This is a genomic window from Thioflexithrix psekupsensis, from assembly GCF_002149925.1.
In the GTDB taxonomy this organism is placed as follows: Bacteria; Pseudomonadota; Gammaproteobacteria; order Beggiatoales; family Beggiatoaceae; genus Thioflexithrix; species Thioflexithrix psekupsensis.
This window is the reverse complement of record NZ_MSLT01000023.1, coordinates 744,979-762,724: the sequence shown is the minus strand read 5'-3', so window position 1 is coordinate 762,724 and position 17,746 is coordinate 744,979. Positions and strand designations below refer to the sequence as shown.

The window sequence follows — 17,746 nt, the reverse complement described above, 5'->3', positions numbered from 1 at the left end:
TTCAACCACCTGTCACATTCATGTGGCGCAAAATCACGGGCTGAATACGATTTAAATCAAAATCATGTCCTTTGGGTTTAATCGCCATTGCATCGATAATCGCTTGTTTTAACGGCTCAATTTCACTGGGGTGAGCGCGAATCACTCGTTTTAAATCCACCGAATGCTCCTGTCCCAAGCACAGTAATAAACGTCCTTCCGTCGTCACACGCACCCGATTACAACTTTCACAAAAATTGTGACTGTGGGGAGAAATAAACCCAATACGGGTTTTAACATGAGGAATACGAAAATATTTCGACGGGCCGCCCGTATTTTCTACCGTCGGTAATAAAGTGAATACGTTAGACAAATCCCGATAAATCATATCACTGGAATAATACACTTCTGCCCGATCATGATCACCGATGGCACCAAGTGGCATTTCCTCAATAAAAGTAATGTCTAATTCCTGATCAATCGCAAAATTAACCAGATCAATAATTTCATCTTCATTGCGATGTTTAAGAATAACCGCATTCAATTTAATATTTTCAAATCCTGCGGCTTTTGCAGCAGTAATTCCTTTTAAAACCTGTTCTAAACGCCCGACGCGAGTAATGCGCTGAAATCGCTCAGGACGCAAACTGTCTAAGCTAATATTAATCCGTTTCACTCCCGCATCGCGCAATGGTTTTGCTAACCGCGGCAATTGAGAACCATTGGTGGTTAAAACCAATTCTTTTAAACCCGACAATTGCCCCAAAGATTCAAATAATTGCAACACATTATTGCGCACCAACGGCTCTCCGCCCGTAATGCGAATTTTCCCCACTCCCAACTCCACAAAAGCGCGTCCAATTAAGGCTAATTCTTCCAACGTTAATAATTGCGCCCGTGGCATAAACGTCATTTTTTCACTCATGCAATAAACACAGCGAAAATCACAACGATCCGTCACAGAAAGGCGCACATAAGTGATTTGACGATTAAACTTATCAATGAGAGGAGAAGTCATGAGTGATAATTCCAATAATTTTTTTAAGGAAATGGTGGTGACACAGTAATCCGCAAGAAATATACCCAAGCCAAAGCAGAGTTTGTGGATTATTTTTAGATGTTGCCGTGTGTTTTGTCAAGCCTTTGTATTTAAAAAGAAACAGGAGAGAATTTTAACCGCATCTGCAATAAAACAGCGCAATAAACAAAGAAATAACGATAAGTCAATAATCCTATACATGGAATAACTGTCTCATTTTTGTAACAATAAACCCCTTTACTTGTTTCAAAAATGAGAACAGAGGAGGTTGAGACGTTTAAAGTGCTAGAAACTCTTATTGTCACATTTTACTTAGTGGCAAAGAGATCAAGAATAGAAACATTTGATCATCGCTGAATAAAAAACAGTGGAGTCAGTGAAATGCCATTGCCCACATTTAAAAAATAAATTAACCCTCTCCATTTTTCCATCAATTAAGTATAAAATTAAGATGGATTAAAACTGTTGTTGGTGTTGAGGCTGTGTAAAATAAATTTTGCCGATCATTGCTTAATCTATTTTAAGCATCGGTTTAAATCATTCAGAGGAAGTGGTTTTTCAAGCTGCGGTCTCTCTTTTGAAAACATCAATTTTTTAGAATAATGACTAACATGAACTTACTGACGTTTTGGCTTAGGACTTTGTTTTTACTGGTCATTATGGGGCTGGTACTGGTCAATGGCGAGCAAGAGGCCAATAAAGCCGATTCCCTATACGCAGTGGCACAATATGTGCGTTGGCCACAAACAGAGCAACCTTTGGTGTTTTGCCTCATCGGCAAAGAAGTGAATCTCAGCCGTTTAGAACAAGTGATTGCGGGTAAGAAAATTCAAGGACGTGCATTAGAAGCAAAAGCCATTAGCGGCAATCCCCAAAGTCATGATTGTGCCATATTATATTCCGCGATTGAACAAGCGGGTTCTGGTATTTTAACCGTAAGCAGCACTAAAAACTTTGCTAAAAACGGAGGAATGGTTGAGTTTTTAAATGCCGATGGCAATCAATTTAATATTAATAGAACATCAGCAGATAAAGCCAATATCCGCTTCACCGCCAATATTTTAAAAATTGCAAAAACGGTCTATTAAAGATTCAGAAAGCCAGATATAATGAAAAAAATAAATCTCATGCAGAGGATTATAAGTGGTGCGTTTTAAAGATTTATCCATTCGCTATAAATTAACCTTAATTATGCTGCTAATCAGCAGCGTGGTGCTATTGTTATCCAGCACGGCGTTTATGGTCAATGAGTTGCTCACTTTGCAAGCCACAATGGACAGCGATCTGCGCACCAAAACCCGCATCACCGCCAGCAGTGCCGCATCCGCACTGCATTTTCACGACGCAGAAACCGCCACTTACGCCTTAAAAGCCTTAGAAGCTGACCACTCTATCGTCATGGCGCAGATTTTTTCTAATCGCCAATCAGAACCTTTTGCCACTTATGTGCGTAAAGAAACGGCTAAACCTGCTTTATTAGGCGATATAAAAGCGCATCAATTCTATTATTCTCACGCCTATTTGCAATTTTCAATGCCCATGCAAAGTCCAGAAAATGAACATCAAGGCGATATTGTTTTATTATTAGACCGTAATTTATTATATCAACGCATTCGCACTTACGTGAGTATTGCTTTTGGAATTGTGCTGGTTTCGGTATTAATTGCCTTTTTATTATCAACCGCATTGCAGGGCGTGATTACTCGTCCTATTTTATCATTGGTTGATTTAACACATCGCGTTTCCCATGAAAAAAATTATGCCTTGCGTGCAACGATTGATCATCACGATGAAATTGGCATTTTGGTCAATGGTTTTAATGAAATGTTACAAGTGGTAGAGCAACGAGATGAAGAATTAGAGAAACACCGCGAACATTTAGAACAAACCGTGGCCAATCGAACGGCTGAATTAAAAAAATTAAATCTAAAATTAACTTATCAAGCCTATCATGATGCCCTGACTAATTTACCTAATCGTGCTTTATTTATTAAACGCGTGGAACAGGCGATTCATCACGCAGATGAAAATAATGAATTATTAGCGGTATTGTTCATTGATTTAGATCGTTTTAAATACATTAATGATACTTTAGGACATGCCGCCGGAGATCGCCTATTGCAAGAAGTGGCACAACGTTTATTAACTTGTACAAATCAGCCTGAAGATACGGTGGCACGTTTGGGAGGAGATGAATTTACGTTATTATTGCGTAACGTGAGAGAACCTGCTAATGCTGGCATTGTTGCAGAACATATTATTAAAGCCTTAACTTTACCATTTAGTTTTCATGAACAAGAATTATATGTTACGCCCAGTATTGGCATTAGTATTTATCCTAAAGATGGACGTGATGTCGGCAGCTTAATGAAAAATGCTGATGCGGGAATGTACATGGCAAAAAATCAAGGAAGAAATAATTATCGCTTTTATACTTCCAGTGCCAATGCCGCTTCGGCAGCGCGTTTAAATATGGAACATAAATTGCGCCAAGCTCTTGAATTTGAACAATTTGAAGTATGGTATCAACCACGTTTCGACATTCGCACGGGGCAAATTGTGGGCGCGGAGGCATTGGTGCGTTGGCGCAGTCCTGATTTTAATTTAGTGCCTCCCGCGCAATTTATTCCTTTAGCAGAGGACACGGGTTTAATTATTCCCATTGGGGAATGGGTGTTGCGTACCGCGTGTCAAGAAAATATGAAATGGCAGTCGATTTATCCTCATTCTCTAAACGTTTCTGTCAATTTATCCGCACGGCAATTTGTACAAGAAGATTTGTTGAATAGTATTGAGAAAATGATCGCCGATTTATCTATGAATCCAAGCCGCTTAGAATTAGAATTAACCGAAAGCCTAATTATGCCTAATGCAGAAGATACTATTGAAACATTAAAAGCATTAAAAAAATTAGGAATGCAAATTTCTGTCGATGATTTTGGCACAGGTTATTCTTCGCTGAGTTATTTAAAGCGTTTTCCCATTGATACGTTAAAGATTGATCAATCTTTTGTGCGTGATATTCCTGAAGATGAAGATGATTGTGCATTAGTGACTGCCATTATTGCGATGGCACATAACTTAAAATTAGCGGTCGTCGCTGAAGGGGTAGAAACCATTGAACAACTGCACTTTCTACGCAATTATGATTGCGATTATGTGCAGGGTTATTTATTCGGTAAACCCATGCCCGCAGCAGATTTTCATCAATTGCTCAAAAATCCGCTTAATCTCAGTGAGCAGTTTGGTTATAGTTACTGTTATCCCCTCAGCGCGGAAACTTAAAATAACCGCAAAATAATTAAATAAATAAATGCTGATCATCATCTGTTTTCACTGCATTGACCGTAGGATGCGCGCCGTGTTCGGCAAACAGAAACCAGCCCACAACCGCAGCCAGTATCAAGCCCAATAAAGTGAACAATACCAATAACATAATAGTATTCATTGTCCATTCTCCTTTAAAAATAACATGATCATTAAGGTTATTGATACCACTCCTTTGTCAAGCAATAAACCATGATAAAAAAATTATTTTTCCTCCCTGATTTAATATCGTCATAGTGTGTTTATGAATAAGATTCAGGAGATTTAAGGATAAAGGGATTGAATCAACAGATAAAAGGACTTATGATCCGTCTTAGCCATTTCACAAAAAAATAAAAAATCAATTCTCTCCACTTCTCCACCATTTTTCTATCCTCTTTATCTAAGGTTGATCTCCCATGACAGAACATCCTCCCATTTTGCACCAACGCAATTTAGAAGATACTTTAAAACAAATTATTTATTTACTGAATAAACAACAATTAGTGAGTCATTTAGTAAAAAAACAAGATTCGCCTCGTCAGGAATTAATTCAGACTTTAGTGGCTAAACAACAATTGGCTGAATTGCGTCAAAAATTAGAATCTTTGCATCCTGCGGATATTGCTTATGTTTTAGAACAATTGCCTTTACCACAACGCATTATGGTATGGGATTTAATTGATGTGAAACGTTATGGCGCGGTATTGTTAGAAGTGAGCGATGCGGTGCGGGCTTCTTTGATTGACGATTTAGAACATAAAGAATTAATTCATGCCGTTGAACATTTAGAATCTGATGAAATTGCGGATTTAATGCCTGATTTACCCAGTGACATGGTGATTGCGGTCATGAAATCGCTGGATCAATCAGACCGTGAACAGGTGCAATCCGTCATGACCTTCCCAGAAGGCTCTGTGGGGGCTTTAATGGAGTTTGACGTGGTGATGGTGCGGGAGGATATTTCTATCGATGTGGTGCTGCGTTATTTGCGTCGACGCGGGGAAATTCCTAATGATTTGGATCAATTATTTGTGGTGGATCGTGAGGGATTATTAAAAGGTGGATTAAAACTAAATAAATTATTAATTAGTTCTCCAGACAGTTTAGTGTCAGAATTAATGAATCCCGATGTGGTTTTCTTTTATACCCATGATGATGCGGGGGAAGCCACAGGAGCTTTTGAGCGTTATGATTTAATTTCCGCGCCCGTATTAAATTCACATAATCAAGTGGTGGGGCGAATTGGTATTGATTTGGTTATGGATTTTGTAGAGGAGCGGGCTAAAAAGGAGCGTTTAGGGCAAGTGGGTTTAACGGAAGAGGAAGATTTATTTGCGCCCGTATGGCACAGTGCGCGTAATCGTTGGTTATGGTTAGGGGTTAATTTAATGACGGCATTTTTTGCCTCGCGGGTGATCAGCGTTTTTGAAGATGCGATTGTACAATTAGTGGCTTTGGCGACATTAATGCCGATTGTTGCCAGCGTGGGAGGAAATACAGGAAATCAAACCGTTGCATTAGTGATTCGCGGTTTAGCATTAAAACAAATTAATCGCAGTAATGTGCGTTATTTATTTGCTAAAGAATTAAGCATTTCTCTATTAAACGGCACATTATGGGGCAGTGTCATGGGTTTATTTACCTTTGTTTTGTATCAAGATATGACATTATCTTTAGTCATGACTTCGGCAATGATATTAAATTTGATTATCGCTGCTTTAACTGGTACATTAGTTCCGCTAACATTACATCGTTTAAATCGTGATCCGGCTATTGGAAGCAGTGTGATGCTTACTTTTATGACAGATAGCATGGGATTTTTTATTTTCTTAGGATTAGCGGTGGTGGTTTTATTGTGAATTTGTCAGCATCAGAATGGGTCGTTTATTTTCCATTTCTGACAAAAAATTCAAAGGAAAAAATAATGTCTGTTTCTCTCTCCTATCAAGAATTAAATCAAAATGCGGCAATGTCGCAAATTCGTGGTTTATTATTTGGTGCAACAGAACATGAATTGCAAAAACAAATCGCGCAATTATCCAATGAATTGCAACGAGAAACAGAACAATTACAACAGGAATGGCAAAACCGTTTGCAATTATTAGAAAGTCGTTTAGCCGTATTAAGTCAAGAATTACACGCAGCCGACCACCAAACCACCCAAACCTTATCGCAGCGGGCAAATGCGGCTGAACAGCGTTTACAGCAATTAGAAATGCAGTTTGAAACGCATTTACTTGATTTACAAGAACAATTACAGCGTGAACAAGGAAAAAACCCAAAAAGCGACACCCCAAAAACGCCTCTGGGTATGGCTCAAGCCGAAAATCAACGGGTGCAAATAGAACTGCGCGCAGATATTGAACAATTGCGCCAAGACATGACCCAATCGTTACAACAAATTAAGCAGCAATTAAAAACATTTTTTCAAGAATTATTACGGCGACAAAATCAACAATATGCCGAATTAAAAACGGAAATGACACGAGAATTACAACGCTTGCAAGAAGAGAAAGTAAATCGAGATGATTTAGCTAAATTATTTGGTCGAATGGTATCGCGTTTAAGTGGTGAAATGAGCTTTGCAAAAATGCAGGATAACTCTGAAGAATAAAGCGTGTCTGAATTTAGAATTAACGCATTCAGACACGTTTAAAAACTAATTTTGATGGCGACGTTGATAAGTGTAATCGACCACTACTTTTTCACGGGCAGGAAGGTTAAGTTCAAATTCAATTAAATCAAAAGATTTCTGCACAAAAGGGTGCGATGTTTTCATCATTTCCCATTCGCTATCCATGCCTTGTTTTAAAGTCATCAATACACTTTCATCGCGGAAATTTTCTAAAGTCACTTGCATCGTTTCTTCCACATCATATAACACCACTTGATTTTTATGATTGCGGCGTTCATTTAAGCGTTTTTCAGACAATACCCGCTGTGTCACCACCACATCCCGACTTTCTCCAATTTGCAGCGACAGCGTATCGCCCACCGGCGTAAATGCCGCTCGATCCTCGCCTAAAAACACCTTCCCCCCCTGACTGTCCGTGCCATAAAGCCGCGTTTTTCCTGCCCACAACGCCATTTGTCCCAATTGCGATTCTGCGGTATTTTTCAATTCATAAAACACAGGAATGCCTACATTTTTCTCCTGCAATTCCGGCTCCCACGGTAAAACTCGTGCATCAAAAACAAATCGTTTTTGCATTGGAATTGCGGTTTTTAATAAAAATTGTAACCGCTTAGTTTCTTGATTGCGCAAATCTGTTTTTACAAATTGATCCGCTGCCAATTGGAATTGAGTATTAAATAAATCTTCACCAGAAAAATTACGCAACACCAGCGATCCCATTAACTCCAATTGCGTTTCTTTCGCATTGGCTTTTGCTTCATAAGTAATGAGCCGATCTAAATGACGCAATAAATAATTAATACGCACTCGAATGGTTTGTGCATTTGGACTCGAAATCGTCCAGACTAAAGCCTGCGCATTTGGAGGATAACTGACACTTAATAAACGCACAGGAGCCTGTTGTTCCAACACCATTAAATGAATAGAATCAGGCAGAATCTGCACATTTTGCCAAGAAAAATCAATTTCTGTGCTGCCTGCCTGCAAATTTAATTCGCGTTCTTCAGACAATAAGGTGTGCTGTTCATTTTCTAACTGCACTTGAGTGGCTTGTCGTTCGGGCAATGCCACCAATTTAATCCGTGCTTCGACAGGATTTATCGCGTGCAATACCAAGAAACTTAGACATAATAATAAATTTAAGCCACGCACTTTTCTCTCCCACTTTCTCAATTTACGAAATAGGTAAAATAATAGAAATATTAACGATCTGATTGTCGAGAACCTTCGCGTAAAGTGAGCGTATAATTAAGGACTGCCTCACTGTGCGGGTTTAAACGCAGACGATATTGAAAACGGGTACTGTCTAATCGTTCATAAATTGCGTGTGCCATTTCCGTATATTGCACTTGCCAATAAGCATGCGGCGCGTGGCGCATTATTTCCACCACAATGGGCAAAGATTGCATATTGCGCACGGTTAATTGCCATTTTTCAACCCTATCAAATCCATCCACGTTACCACGATTATCAAATAGATAATTCTCAGTGGCATAATGTAACAATACGGGTTCAATTAACACCTCGCGGGCAACACCTAAATCCCATTCTACTTTCTGCTCCACAGGAATATAACGCATGGTGGTATCGGCAATAAAAGTTAAATGCGAATCGGCATTTTTTCTAAATAAATTCACTGTCCCTTCGGGTAAAGGATTAAGCCCTAATTGATGCTCTGCATTATTAATAAAACTTAAAAAACGCCGTGTTTCCGTGCCATAACGCTGTTCATCATGACGATATAACGCCTCAACAGGAATTTTTTCCTTCTCAAAAGCCTGCAAACGTTTGCCCCATTGATTTAAAATCGTTTCCGTACCTTCAATGGTGTAAATAGTATATTCTGATAATTGCTCTTTAAACACTTGCTTTAAATCTAAAAAAGCCCCTGCACTGGCTTCTAATTCATCATCCATTTCAAATGATTCTGCTTGTGGCGCGGGTGCTGCCATTATGCGTGCCATTTGCTCTCGTCTGGGCGTTTCAATTATCGGTTTACCATAAGGTGGCGAACGGCGCGCTAAAGTCGCAATTTCATCAATCAATTGCACTTGACCTAATAACAAACGAGTTTGCGCATTTTCATAATCTTCTCCACTGCGATTATCTACCCGCACAAAATGTTGCAACTGTAAAAACTGCTCATCAGAAGACAATAAAGCCAAATAATGCGATTGCCAAGAAATGCCCGAAGTAAAAAAACTAATTTCTACGGGAATTTCCCCACCCACTTGCGATTCAATACGCCAAATCGCACTATTTTGCGTATTGGGTGGATAAGCCACTTCTAATAAGCGAACTTGATCGGCATGTTGGGGTGCGGATAATTGCACCGAAGTGGGATCAATGAGCGTATTTTCCCAACTGAATTCTAAATGATTAATACCGGGCTTTAAAGTTAAACTGCGTTGTTCTGTGACTAAGGTTAAATCGGCGGGATTATAAATGGTTAATTGCACTTGATCGCGCATCGGTAATGTCACTAAATCAATTTTACCATAAACCAAAAATGGAACGCATAATGTAACCGCTAAAAAAATTCGTTTTAACATACAATATCCTTCTGTTATTTTGTGATTAAAAAAACAGACTATTCTTTAATTTGAACTTCTTGCACATTGAAATCAACTTGTTTTAATTCCATAATCGCCGAACGGGTAATAATTTTATTCGGCTGAATTAAAACACGCCCATCAACAGGGTGTAAAATAGGTACGGCAGTGCGCTTACCAATGAGAGACTCTAAATCGGAGAACGATTCAACATATAATCCTTCGGGTAAAGCAATTTCTACCCCTTCGCCAATGACTTGCGATTGGCAGGCTAAACGGCTATTAGGTTGTGCGCCCGTTAATAGGCTTAATGTTAATTTTTCTCGGTCGGTTTGTGGCGTTAAACAATGCGGGTTTTGCGTCACGTAAACGTGGCAGGTGGCGCATAATCCACGCCCCTTGCACAGCATTTTTACCCCAATGCGTTTGGCTAAAAGCGCGTCTAATACGCTTAATTCGGTTTGGATGTCTATGGCATCCTTCGTGGAGCGGAATCTAACGGATTTCATGCGGCTTCCGTGATCGAATGGTGAATAGCGCGTTGGGCTGGCATTTGCCAATGCGGATCGGCAGATAAATCAGTTAATGCCCGCATATAACTTTCCAATATTTTTTGTTCTAATGGGTTTAAATAAAGCTGTAATTTTTCGGTGCAATGGGGAAAAATGCGCAAGGCTTCGGCGCGAGTCGTTGGCTGTAAGAAACTGCCAATATGTTCCCAAAACCACTGCGCAAATGATTCAGGCGGATCGTTAATAATTAATTGCAAAGACAAACGCCGTAATAAAAACCCTAAATCACGTTGCGTTCGTTGCCATTGCAAACGGCGCAAATCCATATCATCTAATTGCTCAAAAGGTTTTAATTGTTTCACTAAATATTGCGCCCATTGATCGTGCCATAACCACAAACGTTGTGCCAACGTAAAGCGCGGCAATTCTGCATTTAATAACTGCCACCGTTTGGGTAAAAAATGCGAATCAGGAAATTGCTCATTTAACGCCCGTTGCACCCGCTCGTTAAAACGCATTAGCACCGGAAAATCCTGATGACTAAAGGTTAATAATAGCACTTCAAATAATAAATTTGGCGTATTTTCTTGCGTTAGAATCGGTTCTAATACCAATTGCTGCAATAACAGCGTAAAAGCGTGCTGTTGAGAAAGTGTTAAACGGTAAGAAACCCCCGATTTACCCCGCAACCACGTCAGCCATCGGCTGTTAGCGGGCGTTTCTTCTGAGGACAAAGGAATGTCAGACACAGTTTGTATTAAATTAGCCTGTTGCCGTATCTGCTTGAAATCTGGAGTATTCCATTGACTGAGTTGCAACACCAATGCGTCAGTGGGCGACAAACTGTCCTGCTGTTCATAAGCCACACGCATGGCCAAATCGCTGTACCACACAGTGCGGCTGTCCGGCGAAGCCGATAATAATAACGCGCCCGCACCAATACCTTGTCCCCCTTTGCGCAATTCTGACAGTTTCTCACAAGCAATTAAATTGCGCGTGAGAACCATTTGGCGTTGATTTAATCGCTGAATTAAGGGTTCAGTTAAATATTCATTTAGGGCTTCAATTAAAGTACTGGCTCTTTCTTCCCAAGAAGCGGCCGTTTCATTTTGGAAAATAGGACTGCTTAATAATAAGCGTTGTGCCAAAACAGAACCACTAATAGGCGCGTTATCTTCGGTCATGGTAGCAACCAATAAGCCACCAATAAAATCCCGCCAATGTTGCTCCATTTGGCGGGTTTCTGCAAAGAGAAAATCGATATTATGAAAAACGAATTGCCCTAATGCTTTTGTATCAGGTAAAGAGTGAGAAATAGCCGCTAATTGGCGCGTCCAATCAATTAAAGCCAACTGCTCACAATCATCTAATTCCAACAATAAAGTATCGGTTAATTGCAACCACGCCATTTGCCAAAAACGCCCCGGATAATCCACAAAAGGCACAATACATTCCACCAAATAGCGTCCCAAATTCAACGCGGCTAAAGTCGGGCATTGGTTACGCAACACATGCGCGGTATGGTCTAAGAATTTTCCTAAATCTCGATAACCTTTTATTTCAAAAGCGGCATATTTTTCAGGCGAAGGCGGAGAAATAATCAGTAATTGTTGCGTCATTTGTTGCGCTAATAAACGCGAATGGCGACTGATTGCCCGCCCCAATCCCACTTGACGCAAACAACGAATGCCACGCAATAATGCAGGCTGCCAAAAAAGACGACAATTCGCAGGCAAAACAGCTAATAAACTGCGCCATGCCATTTCTAATTCCCGCGTGCGATGACGTTGCAATGCGCAATCAAAAGCAGGCAAAACGTACTGCCATGCCGATTCCTCTTCGCCGTGTTGAATGAGGGCTTGCGTAAAAAGCTGTAATTGTTCTTGTAAAAAATTGGCTAATTCTGCATTTAATTGTGTTTCTTTTAATAATAACGGTAACTGCTCAAGAAAAACGCTAAGATAACGCGGAACTTTAGCGTTTTTATTAAATAATTGTTGCCAACGTGACCCTGTTAAAATTAATTCAAAAAATTGCAATTGCTGCTGTTGTCCTGCGGTGGCAGGATTGTAAGTAATTCCTAATGATTTAACGTAAACATCATTAATTAACGCATAAACAGGCTCGGCTTCATCGGCTAATAAATGCGTTTGCAACACGTGATTTAAAGCGGCTAAATTGGCTTCTAAGGTGCGCTTTTCTATATTCGCCATATCAGAAGCAAAACAATTAAACCATAATTGTAAATGCTCACTGGGATTATTCGCCACGCTAATTAATACTTGTGCCACCCGTTGCAAAGTCAATTCATTATCCCGAATGCCCAATTGAATGCCACGTTCACCCACGCACTGAATATAATTCGGATAAGTTTTTAAGAAAAAGATATTCGCAAATAAAGTAAAAACACTGGTTTGACGATAAAGTTGCAAACTGGCCGTCATTGTCGGTAATAAACTCACAAATTGCTGCAATCCTTGCAATAAATCCGCAGAAATTCCCGATGTCGCTTGCACGTGCGCTTGCAATTCTCGAAACGCATCGAGAATAGCGCGGCTGTCTAAAGACAATAAACCTTGTTGATAACTGTGTTGGGTTAAATGTTCAGCATAACGGCGTTTTAAATGCAAAATAGCCGAATAAGGATTGTATAAACGCAAATAAAGAGCTAAATAATAAAGATTTTGTTGCAATTCATTTAAGCGACAACCCAGACTTGATTGACGATTAAATGAGGTGGGTAAATTAAGTGCTTTATACCAGTGTAAAGAAAATTCAATATTATCCGCAACAATATGATCAAAAGCAGCAAAAATAGGACGGGCAGAAATTAAGATAGGTTTGGCGATAATCCACACCGCAGAATCGTCGAAATGATCCGCTTCTAAATTCTGTAAAGCCAAGGCCATTTGGCGGTGTTTTTTCCACACTATCCATTGCTTATCGGGTGTGCAGCATAACGTGACCGCACGGCGAAATAAATCCCGTGCCAATTGCGGGCGCGGACTGAGCGCATGGGCGCGAATGGCTTGCGCCATCACTTCTTCTAATAATTGACACGTGGTTTCTGTACCGCGTTGATTGGTTAATCCTTCCGTTAATAAACTGCTAAAACGTTTGCGCCATTCATTATTAGAAAGGAGAAATAACGGCGTTAATTGAGTGTGTTGTAATTGTCGTTCTAATTGCTCAATGGCTTCAGCCAACCAGTCTAATTCCGCCCGCTCCCAATAAGGGCGCAATAGCTGAATGGCTTCTTGATTGCCTGCGGGTAATAACGCTAATTGTTCATCTAATTGCGCCACAATTGCTTGCAAATCTAATTGCTGCATATAACGAATCGCTAAATCCCCATCAGGCAAACTATTGCGCATAATATTCAGCAATAATAATTCCCCAATAGGTGCATTTAATTCCTCGTATAAAGGCAATAAAGTATTAACGACGCTGGCAATAAAAGGATAACGCGGTACGGCCGCAATTAAGACTTCTAACGCATTGGTTAAAATATAAGTGCGCAAACTGCCATGTAAAGCATGGCTTAAATGCCGATCTAATTTGACTAATAAAGCCTTCCAAAAACGTTGAGAAGCCGATAAAGGGGCAATTAAATGACAAGCGAAATCGCGGAGAAATAAATTTTCTAATTCCACTTGAGAATTTAAAGGCAATTCACACCATTGTGTCAATACAGTTTTTAATTGTTGTTTTAATTGCGCCGCATTTAATTTTACCATTTCTGGAGCGGGAGAATTAGCCGAAGCAGACGGCTTCACTTGCGCGGCATCATCCTCTTCATCAGCCCACACAATGCCACTGGTTTGCGTGGATGGCTGATCGTCCCATTCTGGTTGCAAAGAAGGCAAACTGCGCAATTCCGCAATGACTTGTTCCACAATGGCATCAATATTAACCCGCAATTGTTGCTGCTGCCAATGCGCGGTTAAACGCAATTGCAAATCATGACTGTGCTGGTCACACCAAATTAGAAAAGATTCATCTAAGAAATGCGCTAATGATTGATTATAACTTTCAATTAAAGCCAGAAAATGGTGATAACCTAATTCCTGATGCAACTCAGAAAATGATTGGCGATGGGATTGCGCATGATCATGAATAATCCAACTTTTAAACCATTCGTGATAACGGTTAATTAGACTGGGATTAACATCCGTTAATTGCTGATAGGTAAATTGCAAAATTGCCGTGTGATGTTCTTGCAATTGCGCAGCCAATTGTTGCAATCGCGTTGCCACAAAACCATCCGATTGCAAAACAGGGCAAAAGCGGGTGAAACACTGTTGGAGCATGAAATCTGACATAACTTGATCCTTTTTAAAAACGGCGTAACTAAACGCTTTTTATTCCCTAGTTTTATGCCGACAAAAACAAGAAAAATGGCATCACCCTAACAGCAATCATTGATTATTTTTTAAGGAAACCAACGTTTAGAATCGATTTGATAATAATCCAATAATGGATGGGCTTGCAAGGTGTTAATTGCCGTATTAACAAATGCGGTATCCGCAGAAAAGTGAATTAATGATTCTAATACTTCTGGATAAAGATAATTTAACTCCACAGCATTTGGCAAGGTAAAAGTAGACCAATCCACTTGATGATGTCCCGCAATCACAAACCCCCACAAACCAAAACTAGGCACGTAGCTGTGATAAGGTTGCGTATACAGTGTTGCTCCCTCCCGCAATGGGCTAGGAGTCGCATCTAAGGTATTGTTAATACACCAAAAAGCAGACCGCGCAAAAAAAGGCGAGGTCGCTTGCGTCACCACCAATCCACCTTGCGTTAAACGGCTAGAAATGCGTGAATAAAATTCTTTAGTGTAAAGTTTACTTAAATTACTATTTTGTGGATCGGGTAAATCAATAATCACCACATCGTAATAATCATTACTGTCATCGAGAAAATCCCACGCATCCTTATTAATAATAGAAACTTTAGCATTTTTTAAAGCAAAACTATTTAATGGAGTCAACAATGGGTTTTCGCTAAATAATTGCGTCACTCGCTCATCCAAATCCACTAAAGTAATGTGCTGTACTTGGGAATATTTCAAGACTTCTCGTGCGGCCATTCCGTCGCCACCGCCTAAAATTAATATCCGCTCAGGGCGCACCGCTAAATTCATCACAGGATGCACCAAGGCTTCGTGATAACGGTATTCATCAAAACTATCAAACTGCAAGCCACCGTTAATATACAAACGAAAACGATCCTGTTGTCGAGTCAACACTAAACGTTGATAAGGCGTAGTTTCGGCAAAAATAATGGGAGCTTGATACAAACGCCTTTCCATTAAATTAAGTATTTTTTCGCTGTGAAATAATAGGGTACTGAGAAAAATAAATCCAGTTCCCGCAATAATAGATAATAATTTAACATTAACCCTGTCTTTAAACAGCCATATCATAATAATGGCAATGCTAACATTCAACAAACCAAACAATAAACTCGTTCCCATTAAGCCCAAAAGTGGCATGAGCAGTAAAGGAAATAATAAAGCAGCCGCTAATGCACCAATATAATCAATGGTCAATACGTTAGAAATATTAACTTTTAAAGTATGATGTCGCTCTAAAATGCGCGTCACTAAAGGAACTTCTAAACCAACTAAGCCTCCTAAAGAAATGCAAATAAAAAATAAATAGAAATTATAATGATCCAACCAAGTGAAAGCAAAAAACAATAAAGGCGCACTACTTCCACCTAAAATACCCGTTAATGTTTGTGCAACCGTAAAAGATTGTTCCAACGGCTCAGGCATATAACGGGAAAGAAATGAACCAACCCCCATTGAGCTGACAAATAAACCAATAACAATTGAAAATTGATAAACCGAATCGCCTAATAAATAGCTGGATAAAGTACCCGCTAATAATTCATAAATTAAACCACAAATGGAAATAATAAAAGTGGCTGATAATAAAATCAATGGCTCGGCGCGATTCGGAACGGGAGTGACGATGGCATTCATTAACTGGTAATCACCGCAGCAATAATAATCGCCAATGCAATCAGCAAAGCACCAATAACAATTGCCACAGCAATATTTTGTTTTTCTGCCACTTCCTCATGTAGAGAAAAATGCGTTAATCGATCCACAATAACATAAGACAATATCAATAAAACTAAGCCTAAAAAAGAATAAAAAAGCGTGGCAATGACCGATGCTAATTTAATGCCTGCTAATAATTCCATCATTCTCTCCTAATTAATTTATCATTTACCAAAAGTAGAAGAACTGCCATAACTGCTACGCACACCCGTGCCAGAAGAAGAACCATCACCGTATTCATCATCCAAAATGGCAAAAACAACAATTAAAATCACAATAATAAAAACCAATAAGGTTAAGCAGCCCGGACTTATTTCTTGCTCATTATCTATTTCGTATGCCGTTTTAATATCACGAGCTTCAAAGGCTTTAACATCGACACCAAAAGCGCGGTGAATCGTGTCGGCATTAAAGAAATGATTATGATAATATTCGACTTCATCTTGATTGCGTTCCATGCTGATATTGGGGTCATAAGTTTGTCCCAATGTGCTGGTATCGCCTAATTTTGCAATCCACGTTAATTCGCCGGCAATAAAAGTCACTTCTGCGGTATATTCTTCTTTAATTCGCTCATAATTAGGATTCCAAGAGCGCACTCGTCGGCTAAATTCATAACGTTTGGGGCGTTTATATTCCCACGTCAGCCACACGTAACCATGCGTGGGAGAATAAAGCTGATAACTGACCCAATATTCTTCAGGTTCATTGCGTTCTCGATACGCATATTCGATAAAACCAATAATAGTAAATTCTACCCCACGCAATAAACCTTTCATACCGATTTTTAACGGCAAATTAGGCATTTTTTCTTGCATTTCTTGATATTGCGCAACCACCGCATAATTTTCTTGCGTGTCCAATACCGCGCCGCAATATTCACAAACGCGGCTATGCACTTGATGCCCGCCCAATAAAGTCAAAGGCGCACCACATTGGGTACAATTAATTTGTTTTAGTTGTGGCTCAATCATGATGCTGTACTTTTATCAAAAAAGGATCAATCCAAATGCCCTGAAATAAACGAATCACATCATTGCTGATTTCAATGGTATAAAGCCTTTGTTCCGAGCCACTTAAATGGGCATATTGAAAACGATCACCCAAATGGATTAACTCAGGCAATTCGCCCACAAAACCAATACAAACCCCCTCACCCATTTCACTGACTTGCACGGTTTCTTCTTGTCCATTATCATGTTGCAATTGCAATTTTCTATTTAAATGCAAAGCGTGGCGCACCGCGGCTACACCTTTTTTCGCAGGAGGAAATGCGGCGACATTCAAGGGCTGTTCTAAAGCATAATCGCCTTCATCCACACTGAGCCAATAGGATTTTTTCGTTTTTTGATTCACCACCCACCATTCATCCCAAAACCCGCGTCCATAATCAAAACGAACCTGTCCAATAGGCATCATGGCATCAGATTGATAATGAAATAAATGAAATAATTTTAACAAAGAAGGATATTGCACTAATGTCGATTGAATTCCTAAATTTTTAACCTGTTCATCTTCTAAAAATAAGCCATTATTACAATGAGAACAAGTGACCACTTTAATCTCTTTAGAATGCCACTCAATCGGCGCACCACAAGCAGGACATTGATGTTGAAATGTCGTAAAATTTGCCATGATTTAATG

At 39.6% G+C, this 17,746-nt stretch carries 14 protein-coding genes; 4 read left to right on the top strand and 10 right to left on the bottom strand.

Features of this window, described 5'->3' with window-relative positions; all coding sequences use genetic code 11:
* Position 1 precedes the first annotated feature (1 nt).
* Positions 2-997 (bottom strand): GTP 3',8-cyclase MoaA, encoded by a 996-nt coding sequence (moaA, locus tag TPSD3_RS15880; RefSeq protein ID WP_086489505.1) that lies wholly within the window; start codon positions 995-997, stop codon positions 2-4.
* 632 nt (positions 998-1,629) lie between these two features.
* Between moaA and TPSD3_RS15875 the strand changes: the two genes are divergently transcribed.
* Entirely contained in the window at positions 1,630-2,106 is a 477-nt protein-coding gene (locus TPSD3_RS15875) for a YfiR family protein (protein ID WP_176329905.1), read from the top strand.
* A 58-nt stretch (positions 2,107-2,164) separates the two neighbouring features.
* Positions 2,165-4,303: an EAL domain-containing protein gene (locus TPSD3_RS15870; RefSeq protein WP_140048584.1), complete on the top strand. Its 2,139-nt coding sequence runs from the start codon at positions 2,165-2,167 to the stop codon at positions 4,301-4,303.
* Positions 4,304-4,319: 16 nt separating this feature from the next.
* On the opposite strand, the gene TPSD3_RS17655 is transcribed toward TPSD3_RS15870, so the two are convergent.
* The gene (locus tag TPSD3_RS17655; protein WP_176329904.1) at positions 4,320-4,466 is read right to left on the bottom strand and encodes a hypothetical protein; all 147 of its coding nucleotides are present in this window, start codon (positions 4,464-4,466) and stop codon (positions 4,320-4,322) included.
* A gap of 277 nt (positions 4,467-4,743) precedes the next feature.
* On the opposite strand from TPSD3_RS17655, the gene mgtE reads away from it, so the two are divergent.
* Together mgtE and TPSD3_RS15860 are read left to right on the top strand one after the other, a co-directional pair.
* The gene (gene mgtE, locus TPSD3_RS15865; protein WP_086489502.1) at positions 4,744-6,186 is read left to right on the top strand and encodes a magnesium transporter; all 1,443 of its coding nucleotides are present in this window, start codon (positions 4,744-4,746) and stop codon (positions 6,184-6,186) included.
* A 65-nt stretch (positions 6,187-6,251) separates the two neighbouring features.
* A complete protein-coding gene (locus TPSD3_RS15860) occupies positions 6,252-6,941 on the top strand; it encodes a hypothetical protein (protein WP_086489501.1) in 690 nt (229 codons plus the stop codon).
* A 45-nt stretch (positions 6,942-6,986) separates the two neighbouring features.
* On the opposite strand, the gene TPSD3_RS15855 is transcribed toward TPSD3_RS15860, so the two are convergent.
* The 8 genes from TPSD3_RS15855 to TPSD3_RS15820 all read right to left on the bottom strand — a co-directional run bounded on the left by TPSD3_RS15855 (position 6,987) and on the right by TPSD3_RS15820 (position 17,737).
* Positions 6,987-8,114: a hypothetical protein gene (locus tag TPSD3_RS15855; RefSeq protein ID WP_086489500.1), complete on the bottom strand. Its 1,128-nt coding sequence runs from the start codon at positions 8,112-8,114 to the stop codon at positions 6,987-6,989.
* A 50-nt stretch (positions 8,115-8,164) separates the two neighbouring features.
* Positions 8,165-9,514, bottom strand: a complete 1,350-nt coding sequence (locus TPSD3_RS15850; protein WP_086489499.1) for a DUF4139 domain-containing protein — start codon at positions 9,512-9,514, stop codon at positions 8,165-8,167.
* A gap of 38 nt (positions 9,515-9,552) precedes the next feature.
* Positions 9,553-10,023: a 2Fe-2S iron-sulfur cluster-binding protein gene (locus tag TPSD3_RS15845; protein WP_086489498.1), complete on the bottom strand. Its 471-nt coding sequence runs from the start codon at positions 10,021-10,023 to the stop codon at positions 9,553-9,555.
* The gene (locus TPSD3_RS15840; RefSeq protein WP_086489497.1) at positions 10,020-14,348 is read right to left on the bottom strand and encodes a hypothetical protein; all 4,329 of its coding nucleotides are present in this window, start codon (positions 14,346-14,348) and stop codon (positions 10,020-10,022) included. Before TPSD3_RS15840 ends, TPSD3_RS15845 begins: the two co-directional genes overlap by 4 nt.
* 110 nt (positions 14,349-14,458) lie before the next feature.
* Positions 14,459-16,021 (bottom strand): polyamine aminopropyltransferase, encoded by a 1,563-nt coding sequence (locus TPSD3_RS15835; protein ID WP_086489496.1) that lies wholly within the window; start codon positions 16,019-16,021, stop codon positions 14,459-14,461.
* Entirely contained in the window at positions 16,021-16,248 is a 228-nt protein-coding gene (locus TPSD3_RS15830) for a DUF350 domain-containing protein (RefSeq protein ID WP_086489495.1), read from the bottom strand. Before TPSD3_RS15830 ends, TPSD3_RS15835 begins: the two co-directional genes overlap by 1 nt.
* Before the next feature lie 18 nt (positions 16,249-16,266).
* Complete coding sequence (locus TPSD3_RS15825; protein WP_086489494.1) at positions 16,267-17,076, bottom strand: DUF4178 domain-containing protein; 810 nt, start codon at positions 17,074-17,076, stop codon at positions 16,267-16,269.
* Complete coding sequence (locus TPSD3_RS15820; protein WP_086489493.1) at positions 17,069-17,737, bottom strand: DUF4178 domain-containing protein; 669 nt, start codon at positions 17,735-17,737, stop codon at positions 17,069-17,071. Before TPSD3_RS15820 ends, TPSD3_RS15825 begins: the two co-directional genes overlap by 8 nt.
* Between the last annotated feature and the right edge of the window lie 9 nt (positions 17,738-17,746).